The 20,474-nt window shown below is 49.4% G+C and carries 21 protein-coding genes and 1 riboswitch; of the genes, 10 read left to right on the top strand and 11 right to left on the bottom strand.

Translation table 11 applies throughout. From position 1 onward, the window contains the following. From yidD to NHN17_RS12045, 6 genes are all read right to left on the bottom strand, one after another. Positions 1-258 carry a membrane protein insertion efficiency factor YidD gene (yidD, locus tag NHN17_RS12070; protein WP_107351526.1) on the bottom strand — a complete coding sequence of 86 codons (258 nt, stop codon included), beginning with the start codon at positions 256-258 and terminating at the stop codon, positions 1-3. Then, a complete protein-coding gene (gene rnpA, locus NHN17_RS12065) occupies positions 225-581 on the bottom strand; it encodes a ribonuclease P protein component (RefSeq protein ID WP_107351527.1) in 357 nt (118 codons plus the stop codon). Before rnpA ends, yidD begins: the two co-directional genes overlap by 34 nt. 13 nt (positions 582-594) lie before the next feature. Then, entirely contained in the window at positions 595-729 is a 135-nt protein-coding gene (gene rpmH, locus NHN17_RS12060; RefSeq protein ID WP_006233350.1) for a 50S ribosomal protein L34, read from the bottom strand. Positions 730-913: 184 nt separating this feature from the next. Further along, positions 914-1,651: an amino acid ABC transporter ATP-binding protein gene (locus NHN17_RS12055; RefSeq protein WP_255042810.1), complete on the bottom strand. Its 738-nt coding sequence runs from the start codon at positions 1,649-1,651 to the stop codon at positions 914-916. Next, positions 1,648-2,319 carry an amino acid ABC transporter permease gene (locus NHN17_RS12050; protein WP_255042809.1) on the bottom strand — a complete coding sequence of 224 codons (672 nt, stop codon included), beginning with the start codon at positions 2,317-2,319 and terminating at the stop codon, positions 1,648-1,650. Before NHN17_RS12050 ends, NHN17_RS12055 begins: the two co-directional genes overlap by 4 nt. A gap of 86 nt (positions 2,320-2,405) precedes the next feature. Continuing rightward, positions 2,406-3,161: an amino acid ABC transporter substrate-binding protein gene (locus NHN17_RS12045; RefSeq protein ID WP_255042808.1), complete on the bottom strand. Its 756-nt coding sequence runs from the start codon at positions 3,159-3,161 to the stop codon at positions 2,406-2,408. Between the two features lie 307 nt (positions 3,162-3,468). On the opposite strand from NHN17_RS12045, the gene dnaA reads away from it, so the two are divergent. The 5 genes from dnaA to ibpA all read left to right on the top strand — a co-directional run bounded on the left by dnaA (position 3,469) and on the right by ibpA (position 10,268). Then, a complete protein-coding gene (gene dnaA, locus NHN17_RS12040; protein WP_255042806.1) occupies positions 3,469-4,896 on the top strand; it encodes a chromosomal replication initiator protein DnaA in 1,428 nt (475 codons plus the stop codon). A gap of 1 nt (position 4,897) precedes the next feature. Further along, entirely contained in the window at positions 4,898-5,998 is a 1,101-nt protein-coding gene (gene dnaN / locus NHN17_RS12035; protein ID WP_255042805.1) for a DNA polymerase III subunit beta, read from the top strand. 4 nt (positions 5,999-6,002) lie between these two features. Then, on the top strand, positions 6,003-7,082 hold the full coding sequence (gene recF / locus NHN17_RS12030) for a DNA replication/repair protein RecF (protein ID WP_255042801.1): 1,080 nt from the start codon (positions 6,003-6,005) through the stop codon (positions 7,080-7,082). A 19-nt stretch (positions 7,083-7,101) separates the two neighbouring features. Next, positions 7,102-9,516, top strand: coding sequence for a DNA topoisomerase (ATP-hydrolyzing) subunit B (gyrB, locus tag NHN17_RS12025; protein WP_255042800.1), 2,415 nt, complete (start codon positions 7,102-7,104; stop codon positions 9,514-9,516). Between the two features lie 311 nt (positions 9,517-9,827). Further along, complete coding sequence (ibpA, locus tag NHN17_RS12020; protein WP_255042799.1) at positions 9,828-10,268, top strand: small heat shock chaperone IbpA; 441 nt, start codon at positions 9,828-9,830, stop codon at positions 10,266-10,268. Positions 10,269-10,599: 331 nt separating this feature from the next. Here ibpA and NHN17_RS12015 read toward each other — a convergent pair whose 3' ends face one another. The 3 genes from NHN17_RS12015 to glyQ all read right to left on the bottom strand — a co-directional run bounded on the left by NHN17_RS12015 (position 10,600) and on the right by glyQ (position 15,262). Next, positions 10,600-11,850 carry a valine--pyruvate transaminase gene (locus NHN17_RS12015; protein ID WP_255042798.1) on the bottom strand — a complete coding sequence of 417 codons (1,251 nt, stop codon included), beginning with the start codon at positions 11,848-11,850 and terminating at the stop codon, positions 10,600-10,602. A gap of 421 nt (positions 11,851-12,271) precedes the next feature. Beyond that, positions 12,272-14,341, bottom strand: coding sequence for a glycine--tRNA ligase subunit beta (gene glyS / locus NHN17_RS12010; protein ID WP_255042797.1), 2,070 nt, complete (start codon positions 14,339-14,341; stop codon positions 12,272-12,274). Positions 14,342-14,350: 9 nt separating this feature from the next. Further along, entirely contained in the window at positions 14,351-15,262 is a 912-nt protein-coding gene (gene glyQ / locus NHN17_RS12005; RefSeq protein WP_255042796.1) for a glycine--tRNA ligase subunit alpha, read from the bottom strand. A 286-nt stretch (positions 15,263-15,548) separates the two neighbouring features. Between glyQ and NHN17_RS12000 the strand changes: the two genes are divergently transcribed. The 3 genes from NHN17_RS12000 (at position 15,549) to NHN17_RS11990 (ending at position 17,514) form a co-directional block, all read left to right on the top strand. After that, entirely contained in the window at positions 15,549-16,238 is a 690-nt protein-coding gene (locus NHN17_RS12000; RefSeq protein WP_255042795.1) for a YiaD family glycine zipper/OmpA-like lipoprotein, read from the top strand. A gap of 87 nt (positions 16,239-16,325) precedes the next feature. Continuing rightward, positions 16,326-16,427, top strand: a riboswitch (yybP-ykoY riboswitch). A 93-nt stretch (positions 16,428-16,520) separates the two neighbouring features. Continuing rightward, entirely contained in the window at positions 16,521-17,078 is a 558-nt protein-coding gene (locus NHN17_RS11995; protein ID WP_255042794.1) for a TMEM165/GDT1 family protein, read from the top strand. Positions 17,079-17,253: 175 nt separating this feature from the next. Continuing rightward, complete coding sequence (locus NHN17_RS11990; protein ID WP_255042793.1) at positions 17,254-17,514, top strand: hypothetical protein; 261 nt, start codon at positions 17,254-17,256, stop codon at positions 17,512-17,514. Between the two features lie 63 nt (positions 17,515-17,577). Here the strand turns inward: NHN17_RS11990 and tusA are convergent, their stop codons facing one another. Next, entirely contained in the window at positions 17,578-17,826 is a 249-nt protein-coding gene (gene tusA, locus NHN17_RS11985) for a sulfurtransferase TusA (protein WP_255042792.1), read from the bottom strand. 139 nt (positions 17,827-17,965) lie between these two features. Here tusA and NHN17_RS11980 point away from each other — a divergent pair, with 139 nt between their 5' ends. Together NHN17_RS11980 and NHN17_RS11975 are read left to right on the top strand one after the other, a co-directional pair. Further along, entirely contained in the window at positions 17,966-18,148 is a 183-nt protein-coding gene (locus tag NHN17_RS11980; protein ID WP_255042790.1) for a hypothetical protein, read from the top strand. A 114-nt stretch (positions 18,149-18,262) separates the two neighbouring features. Beyond that, positions 18,263-19,204, top strand: coding sequence for a LysR family transcriptional regulator (locus tag NHN17_RS11975; RefSeq protein WP_255042788.1), 942 nt, complete (start codon positions 18,263-18,265; stop codon positions 19,202-19,204). A 71-nt stretch (positions 19,205-19,275) separates the two neighbouring features. On the opposite strand, the gene acuI is transcribed toward NHN17_RS11975, so the two are convergent. Further along, positions 19,276-20,256 (bottom strand): acrylyl-CoA reductase (NADPH), encoded by a 981-nt coding sequence (acuI, locus tag NHN17_RS11970; protein WP_255042787.1) that lies wholly within the window; start codon positions 20,254-20,256, stop codon positions 19,276-19,278. Positions 20,257-20,474: the final 218 nt, after the last annotated feature.

Here is a 20,474-nt window from a genome sequence, read left to right as displayed (position 1 = left end):
TTAATTATCTCTGTCGTTATGCTTGGTTGGCGGAACGGGGTCATAACCACCGTCGGTTAAAGGATGACATCTTAATAGACGTTTCGCCGCGAACCAACCACCTTTTATCGCTCCATGCGTTTTTATCGCCTCGATAGCGTATTGGGAACATGTAGGGGTAAAGCGACAGCGGGGGCCAATAAGCGGACTTATTGCTAGCTGGTAAAAGCGGACTAGTCTGATGACTAGCCACGCGAAGGGCGAGACAGGCGATGCCATAATTTCTCTAGAAGCTTGAAAAGTTCTTCGTTGCTCAACTCACTAGCACTCTTCTTGGCGATAACGACAAAATCCTTAGCTGGCAGATCATGTTGCTGGAGGCGGAAACTCTCACGTACGATACGTTTGAATTTGTTACGGCCAACGGCGGTTTTGATCTGTTTCTTAGGGACTGCCAAGCCAAGACGCGGATGGTCGAGGTTGTTATTGCGGGCAAGAATAGTTAAATGGGGAGAGCCAGCACGATGAGCTTGCTGGAAGACTTTTTTATAATGTTCGGGAGTTAACAGACGTAACTCCCGAGAGAAAGCGTTCTTACTCAAAATAATCTGATGATTACTTAGAAAGACGCTTACGGCCTTTAGCGCGACGAGCGTTGATTGTTGCGCGACCGTTCTTAGTAGCCATGCGTGCACGGAAACCGTGGCTACGCTTGCGCTTTAGAACTGAAGGTTGAAAAGTGCGTTTCATGGGTTTTACCTTAAATTAACTGATCAGTTTTTAAGTTTGGTTAGAGTTTAGCGACTGATTTCAGTCGTTGCCTCTAATCAAAGAGGCGGAATTGTAATCACTGACTCTTAAATAGTCAATAATTATGCCCGCAGAAACTACGGGCGCTGAATTATACTTCCTATTTGCCTGAGTGCAAGGATCCTTAACGGATCCCCACTTGGCTTAGGAACTTCTTCAGCCTCGGATCTTGCGGGTTACCGAAGATCTGATCCGGAGTGCCTTGTTCGACAAAGCCGCCATCGGCCATAAAGATCACCCGATCGGCCACTTCGCGAGCAAATTGCATTTCGTGGGTGACCACCAGCATAGTTTGGTGCCGGGTGGCCAGTTTTTGCATCAAGCTTAATACCTCACCGACCCACTCGGGATCCAGTGCTGATGTCGGTTCGTCAAATAACAACAGCTCGGCTTCGAGTGCCATTGCACGGCCGATCCCGACCCGTTGTTGCTGGCCTCCTGACAAGGCGGCAGGGTAATGTTCGCCCTTGTCGCCAAGGCCGATGTCGTCAAGGATCTGCTGAGCTTTGTGGTGAGCTTCCTCTTTGTTCCAGCCTTTGACGGTGATCAGGCCCTCCGCGATATTTTGTCGTGCTGTCAAGTGAGCAAATAGGGCGTAATTCTGGAATACAAAACCGGTCTTGCGGCGCAGTGCCAGCACCTCTTTTTTGCTGGCCTGCTGGCTGTCGACCGAGACATCGCCAAGGGTGAGGTGTCCTTCATCGGCGGTTTCAAGAAAATTTACGCAGCGTAGCAGGGTCGATTTGCCAGTCCCCGATGGGCCGATCACGACGACGATTTCACCTTTGCTAATAGTTAAATCTAGTCCGGAGAAAATGGTCGCATCACCAAAGCGCTTGGTTAGATTTTCAATTTTAATCATCGTGTATAAGCCCTATTGAGTTTGGCTTCTGCCCAGTTTTGGAGCCGGGTTAGGACAAGAACGATACCCCAGTAGATAAGGGCAACGGCAAGGAATGCCTCGAAGAACTTGAAGCTTGAAGAGGCCTCCATTTGGGCCATCGCCATGATTTCTGCTACCCCGAGGGTGAAAGCCAGGGAGGTTGATTTGATCATGTCGATGAAGTAGTTCATCAATGATGGCAGGGCGACCCGCGTAGCCTGTGGCAGGATGATCCGGCGCATGGCTTGCAGTTCGGTCATGCCAATGGACAGGCTAGCTTCGCGTTGGCTGCGGTCGACACCGAGGATGGCTGCGCGGATACTCTCGGCCATGTAAGCGGCGAAATGCAGGCTCAAGCCAATGACCGCGGCAGTAAAGGCATCGAGCCCAACGAAGACTGGCATCACTTGCGGCAAGCCGTAATAGAGCAAGAAGAGCTGTACCAGCAGTGGCGTACCACGGAAAAAACTAATATAGAGCTGGCTGAGCTGATCGAGCACCGGGATACGGTAAGTTCGCAACAATGCCAGTACCAATGCGATGATCAGGGCGAAAACTAAGCCCCAGAGTGCCATTCCCATCGTGGTGCCGAGATATTTGAACAAGGTCGGCATCAGGGAAAGCATGTAGTCAAAATCAAAACCCATATGGTGTCTTCTTTTTACGGTGGTTTTTCAGCGACAAAGACCCACCCGAAGGTGAGCCTTGTGATTATGAAGAATAGCAGGTGTTATTAGTGGGTGATGTCGGCATCAAACCACTTGATGGATATCTCGGATAGGGTACCGTCTTTGCGCATTGCATCGATTGCTACGTTGACTTCGTCACGCAGTTTTTCACCTTTCTCGTTTTGTACGAATGGCCAGGCATTCTCGATGGTCTCGAACGGTTCACCGGCCAATTCCAGTGGCAGCTTGGCTTTTTTGATCAGCTCGAGCGACGACAGGCGATCCATCACGAAGGCATCAGTACGGCCAAGGGCAACATCGTGTTCGATGCCGGTGTCGTAGGTTTTGATATTGATATTGCCATCAACATCAAGCTTGCGTAGAAGCTGCTCGTAGTTTGAGCCCAGATTAACCCCGACGGTCTTGCCAGATAAATCAGCTGTGCCTGCGATGGTGTCATTGCCTTTGCGTACGACCAACTGTGCCCCATCGACGACATAAGGCTGTGAGAACAGGTATTTGGCCTTGCGCTCATCGGTCATGGTGATTTGGTTGGAAATCGTATCGATGCGACCTGTTTCCAGCAATCCGAACAAACCGGAGAAGTTAGCGGTAACAAATTCGACGTTGTAGTCATTGCGTTTGCCGATCTCGTTCCATAGATCGACCTCAAAGCCTTGTAGCTGATCTTGCTTGACGAAGGTAAAAGGGAAATAGCGTCCTGACATCCCTACTTTTACATCGGTGGCTGCCATCGCGGTTTGGCTAACCGATAAAGTTAGGGCGATTGCAGTCAATGAAGTTGTTACCCAGCTTTTCATCCTGTTTACTCCTCAGGTTGCTGTGATGATGTTCTGTTGGAATTATCCTATCTGTTAATAATAGGTTTCTTTAAATAACTTGGAGTTATTTTAAATAACCTTCAGTAATGACTGTGAGCGGGCAATGTTTATAGATTTGTGGGTAAGCAGGGGTAAAATTGTGGTGATCGCGAGTATAATTGTGCGATCCATGTGAATAAGTCAGATCTTATTCACTTGATCTGCGATCTCTTTGCTGGCGATCCTGAGCCAGCAGGTATAAAATTGCATCCCTTTTCGTGTTTAGTTATTCAGTGTGGAGTCGAGCTTGTCATCTTCGCTTTGGTTGCAGTGCCTTCAACGCCTTCAAGAAGAACTCCCTGCAACAGAATTCAGTATGTGGGTTCGACCGCTTCAAGCCGAGTTGAGCGACAATACGTTGACCTTGTTTGCGCCCAACCGCTTCGTGCTGGATTGGGTCCGCGATAAGTACCTCAACAACATCAACCGTCTGCTCAATGAGTTCTGCGGTAACGATTTGCCGATCCTGCGGTTTGAGGTGGGTAGCCGTCGTGTTATCGCGCCGTCACCACAGCGTGTTTCGCCACCGCCGACTCTGGCACCGGCGCCTGCTGCTGTCGTAGCGGCACCGACACCGAGAGCTGTAGACGATACACCTTCGCGTACCTGGGAGCCTGCGCCGTCGCCGGTGCAGCCCGAGTCGCAGTCTGGTTACCGCTCCAACGTGAACCCTAAGCATAATTTCAACAATTTTGTTGAGGGTAAATCCAATCAGCTGGGGTTGGCCGCTTGTCGACAGGTGGCCGATAACCCGGGGGCTGCGTATAACCCGTTATTCCTCTATGGTGGAACCGGTCTGGGTAAAACCCACTTGTTGCACGCGGTGGGTAATGCTATTGCCGATCGCAAGCCCAATGCCAAAGTGGTGTATATGCACTCCGAGCGTTTTGTTCAGGATATGGTCAAGGCACTGCAGAACAATGCCATCGAAGAGTTTAAGCGCTACTACCGCAGCGTTGATGCGCTATTGATCGATGATATCCAGTTCTTTGCCAACAAGGAGCGCTCGCAGGAAGAATTCTTCCACACCTTTAATGCGCTACTAGAAGGCAACCAGCAGATCATCCTGACGTCTGACCGTTATCCACGTGAAATAAACGGGGTAGAGGACCGCCTTAAATCGCGCTTTGGCTGGGGCCTGACGGTGGCTATTGAGCCGCCGGAGTTGGAAACCCGTGTTGCTATCCTGATGAAGAAGGCTGAAGATCACAATATCCGTTTGGCCGATGAAGTAGCGTTCTTTATAGCCAAGCGTCTGCGTTCTAATGTCCGTGAGTTAGAAGGGGCTTTGAACCGGGTGATCGCCAATGCCAACTTTACTGGCCGTGCCATTACGATTGATTTTGTCCGTGAGGCGCTGCGAGATTTGCTCGCCTTGCAGGAAAAGTTAGTCACGATCGATAATATTCAAAAGACCGTGGCTGAGTACTATAAGATTAAGATGGCTGATATGCTATCCAAGCGCCGATCCCGTTCGGTTGCCCGCCCGCGCCAGATGGCGATGGCACTGGCAAAAGAGTTGACCAACCACAGCTTGCCGGAGATCGGCGATGCTTTCGGTGGCCGGGATCATACAACGGTGCTGCACGCGTGCCGCAAAATAGAGCAGCTGCGTGAGGAAAGCCATGACATCAAAGAAGATTATTCTAACCTAATAAGAACACTGTCATCTTAATATGAAATTTACAGTTGCACGCGAACAGCTATTAAAACCCTTGCAGCAGGTCTCTGGTGCGTTGGGTAGCCGACCTTCATTGCCGATCCTGGGCAATATTCTGTTGGTTGTCGAACAGGGTTGCCTGTCGATGACTGGTACCGACCTTGAAGTCGAGATGATTGCCAAGTTGGCTTTGGAAGGCGATGTTGAAGAAGGGGCTGTAACAGTTCCATCGCGCAAGTTCCTTGATATTTGCCGTGGCCTGCCTGATAGCGCTAATATCGCTATCTCTCTTGAAGGGGATCGCGCGATTATCCGCTCTGGCCGTAGCCGCTATACGCTGTCAGTGCTGCCAGCGGCAGATTTTCCGAATATCGAAGATTGGCAGAGTGATGTTGAAATTACGCTTCCTCAAGGTCAGATGCGCCAGCTTATCGACAGCACTCAGTTTTCGATGGCCCACCAGGATGTGCGTTACTACCTGAACGGTATGCTGTTTGAAACCGATGGTCAGCAATTGCGTTCGGTTGCTACCGATGGTCACCGAATGGCGGTGTGTGCGGTCGCAACTAATGACGTCCTGCCAGCCAAGCAAATCATTGTCCCACGCAAAGGGGTGATGGAGTTGATGCGTCTGCTCGATAGCCCTGAAGATGAGGTCCGCCTGCAAATTGGTCAATCCAATATCCGTGCCGAAGTGAATAGTTACATTTTTACTTCCAAATTGGTTGACGGTCGTTTCCCTGATTATCGCCGCGTGATGCCGCAGAACAGCAATAAAGTCGTTGAAGCGAGCTGTGACGAATTGCGCAAAGCTTTCTCTCGTGCCGCCATTTTGTCGAATGAAAAGTTCCGTGGCGTGAGAGTGAATCTTTCTCCGGGCGAGATGCGCATTACTGCCAATAACCCTGAGCAGGAAGAAGCCGAAGAATTTTTGGATGTCGATTACCAGGGTGAAGCTCTCGAAATTGGTTTCAACGTCAGCTACGTGTTGGATGTGCTCAACACCCTCAAGTGTGAGCAGGTACGCTGGTCGCTGACCGATGCCAATGCCAGTGCCTTGTTGGAAGACAGTGCCAACGGTGATGCCATGTACGTGGTGATGCCAATTAGGCTATAGGGTCATGTCGTTAACACGTCTGATCGTTAAAGATTTTCGAAATATTGAAGCCTGTGACTTGTCGTTGTCACCAGGCTTCAACTTTCTTGTCGGGGCCAATGGCAGCGGCAAGACCAGTGTTTTGGAAGCGATCCACTTTCTCGGCCATGGCCGCTCTTTCCGTAGCCACCTGACAGGCCGGGTGATCCGCCATGAACAGCAGGAGCTGTTTGTTCATGGTCGGCTGAAGTCGTTTTCGGCTATCGAAATGCCTGTTGGGATCAACAAAAAGCGCGATGGCACCACCGAGCTTAAAGTCGGTGGGGAAGGGAGTCAGAAACTGGCTCAGCTCGCCCAGTTGCTCCCCTTGCAACTGATCACGCCGGAAGGCTTTGACTTATTAATTGGTGGGCCGAAGTTCCGCCGCTCTTTCATTGATTGGGGTGTGTTTCACGTGGAACCACAGTTCTTTCATGCTTGGGCGCGAGTGAAACGACTGACCAAACAGCGTAATGCCTTGCTCAAAACCGCACGGCATTATCGCGAGTTGAGCTACTGGGATCAGGAGCTCAGTGTCTTGGCTGAACAGATTTCGCAATGGCGCCATGATTATCTCGAGGCGGTAAAGTTAAAAGCCAAAGAGATCTGTGCCGTCTTTTTGCCTGAATTTGATATCCAACTCGGGTATTACCGGGGTTGGGAAAAAGACACCCCCTATGCTGAATTACTTCAGCGTAATTTCGAACGGGATAGCCAGTTGGGTTACACCGCCAGCGGGCCGCACAAGGCGGACTTGCGGGTGAAAGTGGCCGGCACCCCAGTAGAGGATGTGCTTTCCCGAGGTCAGCTCAAGCTGATGATGTGTGCTTTGCGCCTTGCGCAAGGATTGCACCTGACCGAAGCAACGGGAAAGCAGTGTATATATTTAATTGATGATTTTGCTTCCGAGCTGGATAGCCATCGTCGGGCACTGTTGGCGCAGCGGTTGAAAGAGACCGGAGCGCAAGTTTTTATCAGTGCAATCAGCATTGAGCAAATAGCGGAAATGCATGATGAAAATGGTAAGATGTTTCATGTGGAACACGGTAAAATAACCGCAGGATAATTTAAGCGAGAGTAACTCAATGTCCAACAACTACGATTCATCAAGTATCAAGGTACTTAAGGGCCTTGATGCGGTACGTAAGCGCCCAGGGATGTATATTGGCGATACCGATGACGGTACAGGCTTGCACCACATGGTATTTGAGGTAGTCGATAACTCTATCGATGAAGCTCTTGCTGGCCACTGTGAAGATATCATTGTCACCATCCACGAAGATGGATCTGTATCTGTCAGTGATGATGGTCGTGGTATCCCGACGGAATTGCACCCTGAAGAAGGCGTGTCGGCAGCGGAAGTTATCATGACGGTACTTCACGCTGGTGGTAAGTTTGATGACAACTCCTACAAGGTATCCGGTGGTCTGCACGGGGTAGGTGTATCAGTGGTGAATGCCTTATCTGAGAAAGTGGAGCTGACGATTAACCGCGGTGGTTCTGTACACCAGCAGGTTTACCGTCATGGTGAGCCTGAAGCGCCTTTGGGTGTGATTGCTGATACTGATAAAACCGGGACTCGCATCCGTTTCTGGCCGAGTGCTGAAACATTCACTAACATCGAATTTCACTATGAGATTCTGGCCAAGCGCCTACGTGAACTGTCGTTCTTGAACTCTGGTGTGTCTATCCGACTGATCGACGAGCGTGAAGAAGACAAGCAAGATCACTTCATGTACGAAGGTGGTATCCGTGCTTTTGTTGAGCACTTGAACCGCAATAAAACGCCTATCCACCCGAAAGTCTTCCACTTCGATTTCACCCGTGAAGACGGTATCGGTGTTGAAGTGGCGATGCAGTGGAATGATGGCTTCCAGGAAAATATTTACTGTTTCACCAATAACATCCCACAGCGTGATGGCGGTACCCACCTGGCTGGTTTCCGGGGTGCATTGACCCGTACTCTGAATAACTTCATGGATAAAGAAGGCTATTCGAAGAAAGCCAAGACAGCAACGTCGGGTGATGATGCCCGTGAAGGCCTGACGGCGGTTGTGTCAGTGAAAGTGCCGGATCCTAAATTCTCAAGCCAGACTAAAGACAAGCTGGTATCGAGTGAAGTTAAGCCGGCCGTTGAATCAACCATGGGTGAGAAGCTGAGTGAATTCCTGCTAGAAAACCCATCGGATGCTAAGACCGTTTGTTCTAAGATTATCGATGCTTCCCGTGCACGTGAAGCGGCGCGTAAAGCGCGCGAAATGACTCGCCGAAAAGGCGCGCTAGATCTTGCCGGCCTGCCGGGCAAACTAGCCGATTGTCAGGAAAAAGATCCAGCACTCTCTGAACTATACATAGTGGAGGGTGACTCTGCAGGCGGTAGTGCCAAGCAGGGTCGTAACCGTAAGAACCAGGCTATCCTGCCGCTGAAAGGTAAGATCCTGAACGTTGAGAAAGCACGCTTCGATAAGATGCTGTCTTCTCAGGAAGTTGCAACGCTTATCACTGCAATGGGCTGTGGTATCGGCCGTGACGAGTACAACCCGGATAAACTGCGTTACCATAACATCATCATCATGACCGATGCCGATGTCGATGGTTCCCACATCCGCACGCTATTGCTGACGTTCTTTTACCGTCAAATGCCTGAGCTTATCGAGCGTGGCCACATCTATATTGCCCAGCCACCACTGTACAAAGTGAAGAAAGGTAAACAAGAGCAATATATCCAGGATGACGAAGACATGGGCCAGTACCAGGTGGCCTTGGCATTGGACAACGCAGCACTGTTTACTTCAGAAGATGCACCTGCGATTTCTGGTGAAGCTCTGGAGAGCTTGGTTAAGCAATTCAATGGTGCGGCCAAGCTGGTTGAGCGCATGAGCCGTCGCTACCCGACACTGATGCTCAATGAGTTTATCTACCAACCGCGTTTGTCAGCCGATATGCTTAACAGCGAAAGCGACGTGGAAGGTTGGGTGAAAGCACTGATCCTTGCACTGAATGCTAAGCAGTCTGGTGAGAGCCAGTACAGCTTCGAGGTTGTGCGTGATGAGGAAAGCAGCCTGTGGTTACCTAAAGTCATCGTTCGTACCCATGGTGTTGAACATGAATACTTGTTAAGTGCTGATCTGCTTAATTCGAAAGAGTACAGAAAGCTAGCGGATTTATCTGAAGCGTTGTTTGAGCTACTTGACGAGTCTGCTTATGTTCAGCGTGGTGAACGCAAGCAGCCGATAACCAGCTTCAAAGAAGCGCTAGACTGGCTGATCAAAGAGTCACGCCGTGGTCTTTCTCTACAGCGATACAAAGGTCTGGGTGAGATGAACCCAGATCAGTTGTGGGAAACAACGATGGATCCTGAAACCCGCCGTATGATGCAGGTCAACATCAACGATGCGGTTGCTGCTGATGAGCTGTTTACGACGTTGATGGGGGATCATGTTGAGCCTCGTCGTAACTTTATTGAAGCCAACGCCCTGAATGCAAACCTGGATATTTAACATTTAATTACTGATATCCACTTGCAAGAGCAAGATTGAAAACGCCGCACATTCGTGCGGCGTTTTTTTGGAACTCAGGTTGTGATGCATATAGTGGCCGTTATGCGTTCAAGGTTAGTGTTTAGGCGAGGTGGATAGGAGACGAAAATAATTTTTGCGACAGGGGTTGGAATGAGATTTGGCCGCCCCTATATCTAGTAATGAAGAGCACGGTGCCACAGGTTGGGCCTGCAACCGGCTTGTCCGCAGAAGGAAAGCCACTTCGACAATTCAATCGTAAATTATATTGCTTCTAAAGAAGGATAAACCCTATGCGAAACCTAGATTTCACTCCTCTATACCGCTCTGCAATCGGCTTTGATCGTCTGTTCAACCAAATGGAAAAATCAGCACCGAATGCCAACGCTGGCTATCCTCCGTATAACATTGAGCAACAAGACGAGAACCATTACCGCATTACTATGGCAGTGGCTGGCTTTGCCGATGAGCATCTGGATATCACCCAGCAACAAAATAAACTGATTGTCCGTGGTACCCGTGAAGCTACTGGCGAGACTGAGCGCCAGTATCTATATCAAGGTATCGCTGAGCGCGACTTTGAGCGTAAATTCCAGTTGGCCGACTACGTAAAAGTCGTTGGTGCCGAAATGGAAAATGGCCTGCTTCATATTGACCTCGAACGTGAGATCCCTGAAGAGCAGAAGCCTCGCAAGATTGCCATTAATGGCAGTCGTCTGCTAGAAAGTGAGTGATCGGGATTTGTCCTGATTAACTGATAGAGTAGTGAAAGGTCAGCCAGGAGGCTGGCCTTTTTTGTATTCCTTGTCAGTGACAACTTATCCTGTATTAAATTGGTAGCGAACCAGCCTTTCCATGTTTCACGAGAAACTCTGTTGGCATCGAGCCTGTTATCTCTCATCAACCAAAGTATGTACGTAGGCAATAGCTTATGGAGAAGATGACGCAAGCCAGTGGGGGGGATTTTATGGCTCGGTCTGTTTTGTACGGACGGACAAATAAAAACAGGCTACTCTGGTAGCCTGTTTGGGTGAGCGTTCCTAATTAGGTGAGGGGCTATGCCTATTACTTGTGTAGGTAGGCCTTTTCTACTTCCTCTGCAATGATATCGATGCCCCTGCGCATCACATCATCCTCTTGAACATAATTCATACGCAGGCACTCATGGCCATGTTGCCAATCTTCGTCAAGACCAATAAAGAAGTACTCGCCAGGTACAATCAGCACACCACGGGCCTTGAGCCGGCGGTATAGTTCCATGGTATTGATGGGTAAATCTTCGAACCACAGCCACAGGAACATAGCCCCTTCGGGCTTGTGGATCCGGAACCTTGGATCGATGATGGCCTGCTGCAACATTTCTACGGCATGCTTAGATTTACGCAAGTAGAAAGGTTTTATAACGTCTTCGCTGAGGCGCATCAAATCGTTTTGTTCAATCATTTTGTAGACAAGTGCAGGACCAACACTACCGGGTGCGAGGCTGAGTACTCCGTTCATATTGGCAATGGCCGTTGCTATCTCCTCCTTGGCAATGACAATACCGCAGCGAACACCGGGCAACCCAAGTTTGGACAGACTCATACACAAGATAGTGTTGTCATTCCAAAGTGGGGTAACATCTTCAAAGATGATATCTGGAAATGGCATACCATAGGCGTTGTCGATGATCAGTGGAATGTCATGCTCGCGGGCTAACTGATCCAGGTGGAGGATTTCTTCATCGGTCAGGACATTGCCTGTAGGGTTGGTTGGACGTGAGGCACAGATAGCCCCAATACTGTCATCGACCACCAAGTGGTTGAAGTCGACATGGTATTTGAACAATCCGTTATCAAGCAGGCTGATTTCCGGTTTGTATGAAATAAACATATCATCACTCAGGCCGGAGTCACCGTAACCGATGTATTCCGGCGCCAGTGGCAATAAGATTTTTTTCTTTTTACCGTTCTCGAATTTACCAGCAAGCAGATTGAACAAGTTGAAGAAGGCACTTTGGCTACCGTTGGTCAGGGCAATATTCTTGGCGCTGATGTCCCAGCCATAGCGTGAGCTAAGTAGCTTGGCGAGGGTGTTGATGAAGACATTCTTGCCTTGCGGGCCGTCGTAGTTGGTCAGTGCTTGAGTAAGCTCTCCTGTGGTCGCCATTTGGCTGCACAGTTGATTGAAGTACTCTACCATTTCAGGGATCTGGGCTGGGTTACCGCCGCCGAGCATGATGGCATCGGGGTTACGTAATCCGTCGTTCAAATCATCCATCAATTGAGTGATACCTGAGTAGCGGGCGAACTTGTCACCAAATATAGAAAACTCCATCTTTACATCTGACCTCGGTGTGCTGTATTTATATTGCTCGATATGGTTATGGTTAATGTTGTACTGTTCGTCAACATACCTCAACAAAGCAGTTTATTAAACCCTTTGTAGCTGCTGATTTTTTTACCAGAATTTAGCTCTTATTATCGTTGTGGTATCAAGTGACTTATAAAGTGTAGTGGGCGCGAGTATGGTCTTTTGATTGGCTGTTTGTTTCACGTGACACCGAGGCTTTAAACTTCGTGTGATGTTTCGGGAGAATGTTTCACGTGAAACAGAGATGAGATTTCGGGGCGAAAGATCTGGCGATGTCTGCTCGGGGTGAAGATAGGGGTCAGGACGCCGGAGGGGGCTTGATGGCTGGCATAAAAAAACCCCAGTATAAACTGGGGCTTCAGTGTCGGTGTTGGCTAATACGTAATTATTTCTGTAGAAGCGAAATATCGGCGACTTTCAGGAACTCGTTACGAAGCAGGTTAAGCATCGTTAGGCGGTTCACTTTCAGCTGCTCATCATCAGCCATAACCATAACGTTATCGAAGAAAGCATCTACGGCTTCGCGTAGGGTAGCTAGCTCAGATAGCGCTTGCTGGTAGTCACCGTTGTCAAAGACAGGTGATAGTGAAGCCAGCATGGTTTCAACGTTCTCTGCCAACGCTTTTTCTGCATCTTCAACCAATAGCTCGCGGTTGATTTCAGCTGACAGCTCACCATCGAACTTCGCTAGGATATTACCGACACGCTTGTTTGCTGCAGCCAGTGATTCTGCGGCATCTAGTGCGCGGAAGTGGCTAACGGCTTTAACACGCTTGTCGAAGTCAGCAGGCTGGGTTGGGCGACGTGCCAATACTGCCTGGATAACATCAACACTGTGGCCTTCGTCTTGGTACCAAGCACGGAAACGGCCAAGCATGAAGTCGATAACTTCTTCTTCAACGTTTTGGTTGGTCAGTTTGTCAGCCAGTAGCTCACGCGCTTTGCCAATCAGATCGATAAGGTCAAGGTTGTAACCCTTCTCTACGATGATGCGTAGGATACCCAATGCGGCACGACGAAGGGCGAACGGATCACTCCCTTTCGGCGCCTGACCGATACCGAAGATACCCACTAAGGTATCTAGCTTATCAGCCATTGCAACGGCAGCAGAGACATCACTGCTTGGTAGGTCATCGCCGGCAAAGCGAGGCATGTACTGTTCATTCAACGCAACCGCGACTTCTTCCGCTTCACCGTCGTGGCGGGCATAGTGCATGCCCATCACACCCTGGGTGTCGGTGAACTCAAATACCATAGAGGTCATCAAGTCACACTTAGACAGCAGGCCTGCACGTTCAGCATGCTCGACATCCCCACCGATTTGCTGGGCAATGTAGCCAGCTAGGGCGGTAATACGATCTGTCTTGTCACGTAGTGAACCAAGTTGTTTCTGGAACAATACACCGTCTAGCTCAGATAGGCGTTCGATCAACGGGCGCTTACGGTCAGTGTTGAAGAAGAACTCCGCATCCGCCAGGCGAGGGCGAACCACTTTTTCATTACCACTGATGATCTGGCTTGGGTCATTCGAGATGATGTTAGATACGAAGATAAACTTCGGCAGCAGATTGCCATCAGCATCGTAGACTGGGAAGTACTTCTGATCACCTTTCATGGTGTAAACCAAGGCTTCAGAAGGTACATTTAAAAAGTCCTGCTCGAATGAGGCTGTCAGTACGACTGGCCATTCAACCAGAGAGGTCACTTCTTCAACCAGTTCATCTTCAAGGTCGGCAATACCGCCAACTTCCTCAGCCGCTTTCTTGGCACCTTCAAGGATGATTGCTTTACGTGCATCGTAGTCAGCCATTACCATACCGCGCTCTTCAAGCAGAGTTGGGTATTGATCGGCATTGTCGATAGTAAACTCGGCTTCACCCATGAATCGGTGACCACGGATCACACGGTCAGACTCAACACCCAGAATGGTACCCGGGATCAGCTCTTCACCCAGTAGCATGGTCAGTGTTTTCACCGGACGGATAAACTGCGTTTCTTTGTCGCCCCAGCGCATTGGCTTAGGGATCGGTAGCTTAGCTAGGGCTGCAGCTGCGAGATCACACAGCAGTTCTTGAGCTGGCTTACCTTTGACTTCTTGCTTGTAAAGTAGCCATTCGCCTTTGTCTGTTTTCAGACGTTCTGCTTGATCAACGCTGATACCATTACCGCGAGCCCAGCCTTGAGCTGCCTTGGTCGGGTTACCGTCAGCATCGAATGCGGCAGCAACAGCTGGACCACGCTTCTCGACAATTTTGTCCTGCTGACCAGCAGCAAGCGCAGAGACTTTCAATGCCAGACGGCGAGGAGCCGCAAACCACTTTACACCTTGATGAGCAAGGTCAGCCGTTTGAAGTTCTGCTTCGAAGTTCGTTGCAAATGCTTCGGCAAGGGTACGCAGAGCCGTTGGTGGTAGCTCTTCGGTACCGAGTTCAATCAGGAAATTCATATCGCTCATGCCGTATCCTTACTTGTTTGTTTTACACATAGGGAAGCCTAGGGCTTCACGAGATGCGTAGTAGGCTTCTGCAACCTGCTTGGTCAGATTACGGATACGCAGGATGTAGCGCTGGCGTTCGGTAACCGAGATGGCTTTACGCGCATCCAGAAGGTTGAAGGCATGACCGGCTTTCAGAATTCGCTCGTACGCTGGAAGCGACAGTGGCGTCTCAAGCGCAAGCAGTTCTTTACACTCTTTTTCGCACTGGTCGAAGAAGGTGAAAAGGAAATCAACATCAGCGTGTTCGAAGTTGTAAGTAGACTGTTCCACTTCGTTCTGGTGGAAAATGTCACCGTAGGTAACTTTACCTAGCGGGCCGTCGGTCCATACCAAATCGTACACAGAGTCAACGCCCTGAATGTACATGGCCAGGCGCTCGATACCGTAAGTGATCTCACCGGTCACCGGCTTACACTCAAGACCACCGACTTGCTGGAAGTAAGTAAACTGGGTGACTTCCATACCGTTTAGCCATACTTCCCAGCCAAGACCCCAGGCTCCCAATGTTGGGTTTTCCCAGTTATCTTCTACAAAGCGGATGTCGTGCACTTTGGTGTCGATGCCCAGTGCTTCCAGCGAACCCAGGTATAGCTCCTGGATGTTGTCTGGTGATGGTTTGATGATCACCTGGAACTGGTAGTAGTGCTGAAGGCGGTTTGGGTTTTCGCCGTAGCGACCGTCGGTCGGACGGCGAGATGGTTGAACATACGCCGCTGCAATTGGTTCTGGACCCAGAGCACGAAGACATGTCATTGGGTGAGAGGTACCTGCACCTACTTCCATGTCCAGAGGTTGCACAATAGTACAACCTTGTTGGCCCCAGTAATCCTGCAGCGCGAGGATCATGCCCTGAAAGGTTTTAATATCGTATTTCTGCATTGTCAGCTTCGCGTGATTAATGGATTGAGAGATTTTTAGTAACTATCCAGTATACCTCGCCATCCCCTAGGCTAGTAGGGCTAGTGCATGTTTTTTGGTCATCTTTGTTTAATTTGCTTAAATTAATGTGTCTGCTCTGGTAGGGCATGGGGATTTTTGACATTGTTCTGATATCTACTGTTGGTAGACAGATACAATACGGTCGCCAATGAAACAGCTTTGGGTTGCCAAAGACGTTGCACACAAAGACATCGGCTTAGAGCCGAGAAGACATAAGGTAAACAATATGGATTTGACAAATTGCGCTAAGTCTAGCAAATGGATTCGTAACTTGGTGTTTGCTACGGCAACGGCTGTGGTTGCGACAGGGTGTTCTACAACCAACCCGTATTCCGGTGAAGAGCAAACGGCAAAAGCGACCAGTGGTTCTATCATTGGTGCTGTTGCTGGTGCGGCGATCGGTGTGGCATCTTCGAGTAAGAGTGACCGTGGCAAAGGCGCCTTGATCGGTGCTGCCTCTGGTGCTGCGCTGGGTGGTGGCATTGGTTACTACATGGACGTGCAGGAAGCTGAACTACGTAAACAATTGCAATCAACGGGTATCAGTGTCACCCGTGATGGCGATAATATCGTGCTCAATATGCCAAATACGATCACCTTCGGTATCGATGATACGGCATTAAGTGGTCAGGCTAAACAGGCGTTGTCCAGTGTGGCGTTAGTGGCTAAAGAATATAATGAGACCATGCTCAACGTGTATGGTTTTACCGATAGCACTGGTGCAGCCTCTTACAACCTTCGCCTTTCACAGGTGCGAGCTAGCGAAGTCAGTAACGAGCTACTACGCGGCGGTGTCGCAAGTAACCGTCTAGTGACTAAAGGTATGGGTGAGTCGCATCCGATCGCGTCGAATGATAACGAGCAAGGCCGTGCACAAAACCGCCGTGTAGAGATCGTTCTATCACCGCAAGGTTAATTTATTACCTTGATTGGTTAAAAGGAGCCCATGGGGCTCTTTTTTTGTACCTTGCTATCGCGGGGGGCTGTGTGTAGAATTGCCGCTCCTTTGGGGAGTAGCCTCTTGTCCTGACAAGACAATCGTCAACATAATTGAAGCAAAATCTTCATGGCGTTTGTGACTCACGTTTATCCTACTAGTGAGTTTGGCGAGACCATCGGTAAACCAGCATGAACCGGGGTGGGGCGTGTGCGTTTACCCGTGGTTTTTTATTACTATCCTCGCCCCAAAGAGCATGTCGTGAGTGTTTTAGCTATTTCTATTACTTCTGTTGCCTTGGCGGAAATTGGCGATAAAACCCAATTGTTGTCATTGCTGTTGGCCAGTCGTTACCGTAAACCTATTCCTATCATTTTAGCGATCTTCTTTGCCACTATTGCCAACCATGCCTTGGCTGCCTGGCTCGGTGTTGTAGTGGCGGATTATCTAACCCCTGAAGTGCTTAAGTGGGTCTTGGTGGTGAGCTTTGTCGCCATGGCCGGTTGGATTCTGATCCCCGATAAATTGGATGACGACGAAGCCGTGTCGAACCGTGGCCCGTTCGTAGCCAGCTTTATTGCGTTCTTTATTGCTGAAATTGGTGACAAAACGCAAGTGGCGACCACCATGCTGGGAGCCAAATACAGCGATGCTCTGGTGTGGGTTGTACTGGGAACGACCATAGGTATGTTGTTGGCGAATGTGCCGGTGGTGTTGATCGGTAAACTGTCTGCAGAGCGTATGCCGTTAGGTCTTATTCGCAAAATTACAGCATCTCTGTTCTTCGGTTTGGCTGTGGCGGCTGCGCTGGGGCTGTAATTTCAGACGCTGTGTTTCACGTGAAACTGATAGGTTCTTTAGCCCAATTCACAAGCCCATATGACTCATTAATAACAAGGGCTTAAAGTGTGAGCATGGCAGCAGAGCCGGGAAGGTTAGCGTGATATGTTGAAACCAGAATTTATGGACGGTTGTCGCTGTACAGGAGGGGGTTATGAACCGTTTTCTTGCAATATCACCCCAGAGTCAATTCTGGTTGTTCCATTTCGCGTTGGCGCTGAATATTCTTGGGATGGTGCTGACAGATATGTGGTTACCTATGGTTGTCGGGGCAATTGTGACGACTTACCTATCGGTGGATGCGTTGGTGCGTTTGCGCTATGTGTTACCGATGAAAAAGGAGATCCGCGATTTGCGTCATGAGCTTGAGAAGGCCAACCGACAATTGCGTGACTCTTATCGAAATGATGACTAGCGACTAGCAGGTACCCAAATAGTAAAAAGGCAGCTCATCGAGCTGCCTTTTTTAATTGGGGGGTTAGTTGGTGCCTTTTCTGATCAGATAACGGTAAGGCAGGCTTTCCGTTTCGGCTGCGATCAAGGTGTGATCCATAAATCGGCAAAAACTTGGAATATCCCTTGTTGTTGAGGGGTCATCGGCAGTAACGAGCAGGGTATCGCCTTCGGCCATTTTCCTTACGGTTTTACGCACCATCATCACCGGCTCAGGGCAGCGAAGTCCTTCTGCTTCCAAGCTGTGGGTGGGATTGTCAAAAATAGCAGTCATAGCATCTATATCTTCTGTTGAAGACCGTGATCATACTTACGGGCAAGAATTAATCAATAAGGCTTGGCAAATCAAAGTAAAATGTGTAACTTATTTAACAGGTCGTTAACGTTTGTCTTCTGAAGGATTAGGAGGAGCTATGTTGACTCAAATGGATCGCCTGACTATCTACAGCGTACTGTGCTTCATTACATTTTGCTCACTGATGCTACGTGCGCCCGATAACACCAGCTTTATGGCGCTTAGCGGTTTGATTGCCGCCGCGCTAGGACTTTGGCTCGAGCTCACCAATTCTCCCGAGCTTGAGGAAGAAGAAAGCTAATATCACACATCTACTACACTCCCCCAGTTTTCTTGGGCTTCCCCGCTTTAATAGCGGGATTTTTTTTATCTGCACGATAGAATAATACCAAACCTCCTCCCAAGGTAGCGCATTGTGGAATTAGAAGACATCTATCGCCGTGATTTGAATTTGCTGGTGGCGTTGCGGGTACTGATAGAAGAAAGCAGTGTCAGCAAGGCCGCAAGCCGTTTGAATCTCAGTCAATCGGCAATGAGCCGAGTGTTGGGCCGGTTACGTGATTTATTGGGTGATCCGCTGTTTACCCGACAGGGCCAGCATTTGATCCCGACCGAAAAGGCATTGGAGTTTGATCGGGCATTGGGTGATCCGCTGGAGTCTCTGCGGCAGTTACTCTCTCCGATTGAGTTCGATCCGCGTTGCTGCGATCAAACCTTTACTATCGCGACAACGGACTACGCCATGCAGACCATTTTGCCGTTTGCTTTGCCGCGGATTTACGAGGAGGCACCGGAGGTGTCGTTCGAGTTCTTGCCGCTGCAGCATGACCGGTTGGCGGATCAACTGACCTATGAAGGGGCAGACTTGGCCATATGCCGACCGACCGGACCCGTTGAACCGTTGCGCAGCGAAATACTCGGCCGGGTCGGTGTGTTGTGCCTGCTCTCGAAGCAGCATCCGTTGGCTGATAAAGACATGAGTTTGACGGATTACCTGGCGTATCCCCATGCGATGATTGCGATCAGTGATGGAGTGAAGGCATTGATAGAGCAATCCTTGGTGGGGCTGCCCAAACGCAAAATGGTATTGCGGGCGTACCACCTTGAGGCAGCTTTGGCTATTGTCGATACCATGCCGCTGATCATTACTGTCCCGGCCGATTTGGCCTATTTGGTTGCTGAACGTTATGACTTGGCAGTGAAACCTTTGCCGTTTGCCTTTACGCCGTTTGATTATTCAATGATCTGGCACCCTCGCTGTGAGCATTCGCCTGCCCAGGAGTGGTTGCGGGCGATTGTTAAAGAAGAGTGCAGCCGTTTGATCGCCAAGCGAATTGATGACATGGGGCTGGGCTGAAATTACAAACAAACAGGCACAAAAAAGCCGGGACTAATCCCGGCTTTTGCTTGTGATATTGTCGTGGCAAATTACAGCTTGATCACAACACGACCGGTTACTTGACCGTTGGTAATATCGTCAGCATATTTAGGCGCTTCGTCGAGTTCAACTTCGGTACAGGCTTGCTGATAGAAACTTTCTGGCAGTAATTCAACCAATTTCTCCCAAGCCGCGATACGCTTTTCTGTTGGACACATTACCGAGTCAATACCCTGCAGGCGGACATTACGCAAGATAAATGGCATAACTGTTGTTGGCAGATCAAAACCGCCTGCTAGACCACATGCTGCAACTGCGCTGTTGTAGTCCATCTGTGCCAGTACTTTCGCTAATACCTTGCTACCTACCGTATCGACGGCACCTGCCCAAATTTGCTTTTCAAGCGGACGGGCTGGTTCTTCGAATTCAGTGCGGTCAATAATGCGGCTCGCACCTAATTTCTCTAGTAGCGGACCGTTCTGCTCAACACGGCCGGTTACTGCTGCCACTTTGTAGCCTAGCTGTGCGAGTAGAGTAACAGCGACTGAGCCGACACCACCACTGGCACCGGTTACCAGAATTTCACCTGATTCAGGTTTAACATCGGCATCGAGTAGCGCTTGTACACATAGCATGGCGGTGAAACCAGCGGTCCCTACCATCATCGCTTTCTTGCTGTCAAAACCTGTTGGTAGTGGAACCAGCCAATCAGCTTTTAGGCGAGCACGTTGTGCCATACCGCCCCAATGGTTTTCACCCACACCCCAGCCAGTCAGAACCACTTTGTCGCCGGTCTGGTAGCGGTTATCTTCAGAGCTGACGACAGTACCAGCAAGGTCAATACCCGGCACCATAGGGAAGTTACGGATGATTTTACCTTTACCTGTGATGGCCAAGCCGTCTTTGTAGTTCAGGGAAGAGTAATCGACATCAATCAGAACATCACCTTCAGGAAGATGGCTGTCGTCCAACTGCTCGATAGTTGCGATGGTTTTTTTCTCTTCTTGGTTTAGAACTAGTGCCTTAAACATTGGGATGCTCCAAATTATACCAGCGTCTTAATTGGCTATGAGTGTAGACCTGAAATAACTATGAATAAAATGAAAGTTAATCATTTTATCTATGTTTATTACGCATAGTGGGTATAGATCAAAAAAAGCCCGCAAATGCGGGCTTCAGATTGATGACAAAGGCCTGGCTTTTAAGCTAGGCCTTTGATCTAATAGAGGTATCGAAATATGGATATCTC

The organism is Photobacterium pectinilyticum, assembly GCF_024357955.1.
In the GTDB taxonomy this organism is placed as follows: Bacteria; Pseudomonadota; Gammaproteobacteria; order Enterobacterales; family Vibrionaceae; genus Photobacterium; species Photobacterium pectinilyticum.
The sequence above is the reverse complement of the archived record's forward strand: the minus strand, read 5'-3'. Positions and strand labels throughout refer to the sequence as shown.

What these genes read in the sequence shown, in the direction of transcription:
- yidD (WP_107351526.1), bottom strand. Translation starts at nt 258, where the DNA reads ATGGCATCGCCTGTCTCGCCCTTCGCGTGGCTAGTCATCAGACTAGTC.
- rpmH (WP_006233350.1), bottom strand. Translation starts at nt 729, where the DNA reads ATGAAACGCACTTTTCAACCTTCAGTTCTAAAGCGCAAGCGTAGCCAC.
- NHN17_RS12055 (WP_255042810.1), bottom strand. Translation starts at nt 1,651, where the DNA reads ATGATTAAAATTGAAAATCTAACCAAGCGCTTTGGTGATGCGACCATT.
- NHN17_RS12050 (WP_255042809.1), bottom strand. Translation starts at nt 2,319, where the DNA reads ATGGGTTTTGATTTTGACTACATGCTTTCCCTGATGCCGACCTTGTTC.
- NHN17_RS12045 (WP_255042808.1), bottom strand. Translation starts at nt 3,161, where the DNA reads ATGAAAAGCTGGGTAACAACTTCATTGACTGCAATCGCCCTAACTTTA.
- dnaN (WP_255042805.1), top strand. Translation starts at nt 4,898, where the DNA reads ATGAAATTTACAGTTGCACGCGAACAGCTATTAAAACCCTTGCAGCAG.
- recF (WP_255042801.1), top strand. Translation starts at nt 6,003, where the DNA reads ATGTCGTTAACACGTCTGATCGTTAAAGATTTTCGAAATATTGAAGCC.
- gyrB (WP_255042800.1), top strand. Translation starts at nt 7,102, where the DNA reads ATGTCCAACAACTACGATTCATCAAGTATCAAGGTACTTAAGGGCCTT.
- ibpA (WP_255042799.1), top strand. Translation starts at nt 9,828, where the DNA reads ATGCGAAACCTAGATTTCACTCCTCTATACCGCTCTGCAATCGGCTTT.
- NHN17_RS12015 (WP_255042798.1), bottom strand. Translation starts at nt 11,850, where the DNA reads ATGGAGTTTTCTATATTTGGTGACAAGTTCGCCCGCTACTCAGGTATC.
- glyS (WP_255042797.1), bottom strand. Translation starts at nt 14,341, where the DNA reads ATGAGCGATATGAATTTCCTGATTGAACTCGGTACCGAAGAGCTACCA.
- glyQ (WP_255042796.1), bottom strand. Translation starts at nt 15,262, where the DNA reads ATGCAGAAATACGATATTAAAACCTTTCAGGGCATGATCCTCGCGCTG.
- NHN17_RS12000 (WP_255042795.1), top strand. Translation starts at nt 15,549, where the DNA reads ATGGATTTGACAAATTGCGCTAAGTCTAGCAAATGGATTCGTAACTTG.
- NHN17_RS11990 (WP_255042793.1), top strand. Translation starts at nt 17,254, where the DNA reads ATGAACCGTTTTCTTGCAATATCACCCCAGAGTCAATTCTGGTTGTTC.
- tusA (WP_255042792.1), bottom strand. Translation starts at nt 17,826, where the DNA reads ATGACTGCTATTTTTGACAATCCCACCCACAGCTTGGAAGCAGAAGGA.
- NHN17_RS11980 (WP_255042790.1), top strand. Translation starts at nt 17,966, where the DNA reads ATGTTGACTCAAATGGATCGCCTGACTATCTACAGCGTACTGTGCTTC.
- acuI (WP_255042787.1), bottom strand. Translation starts at nt 20,256, where the DNA reads ATGTTTAAGGCACTAGTTCTAAACCAAGAAGAGAAAAAAACCATCGCA.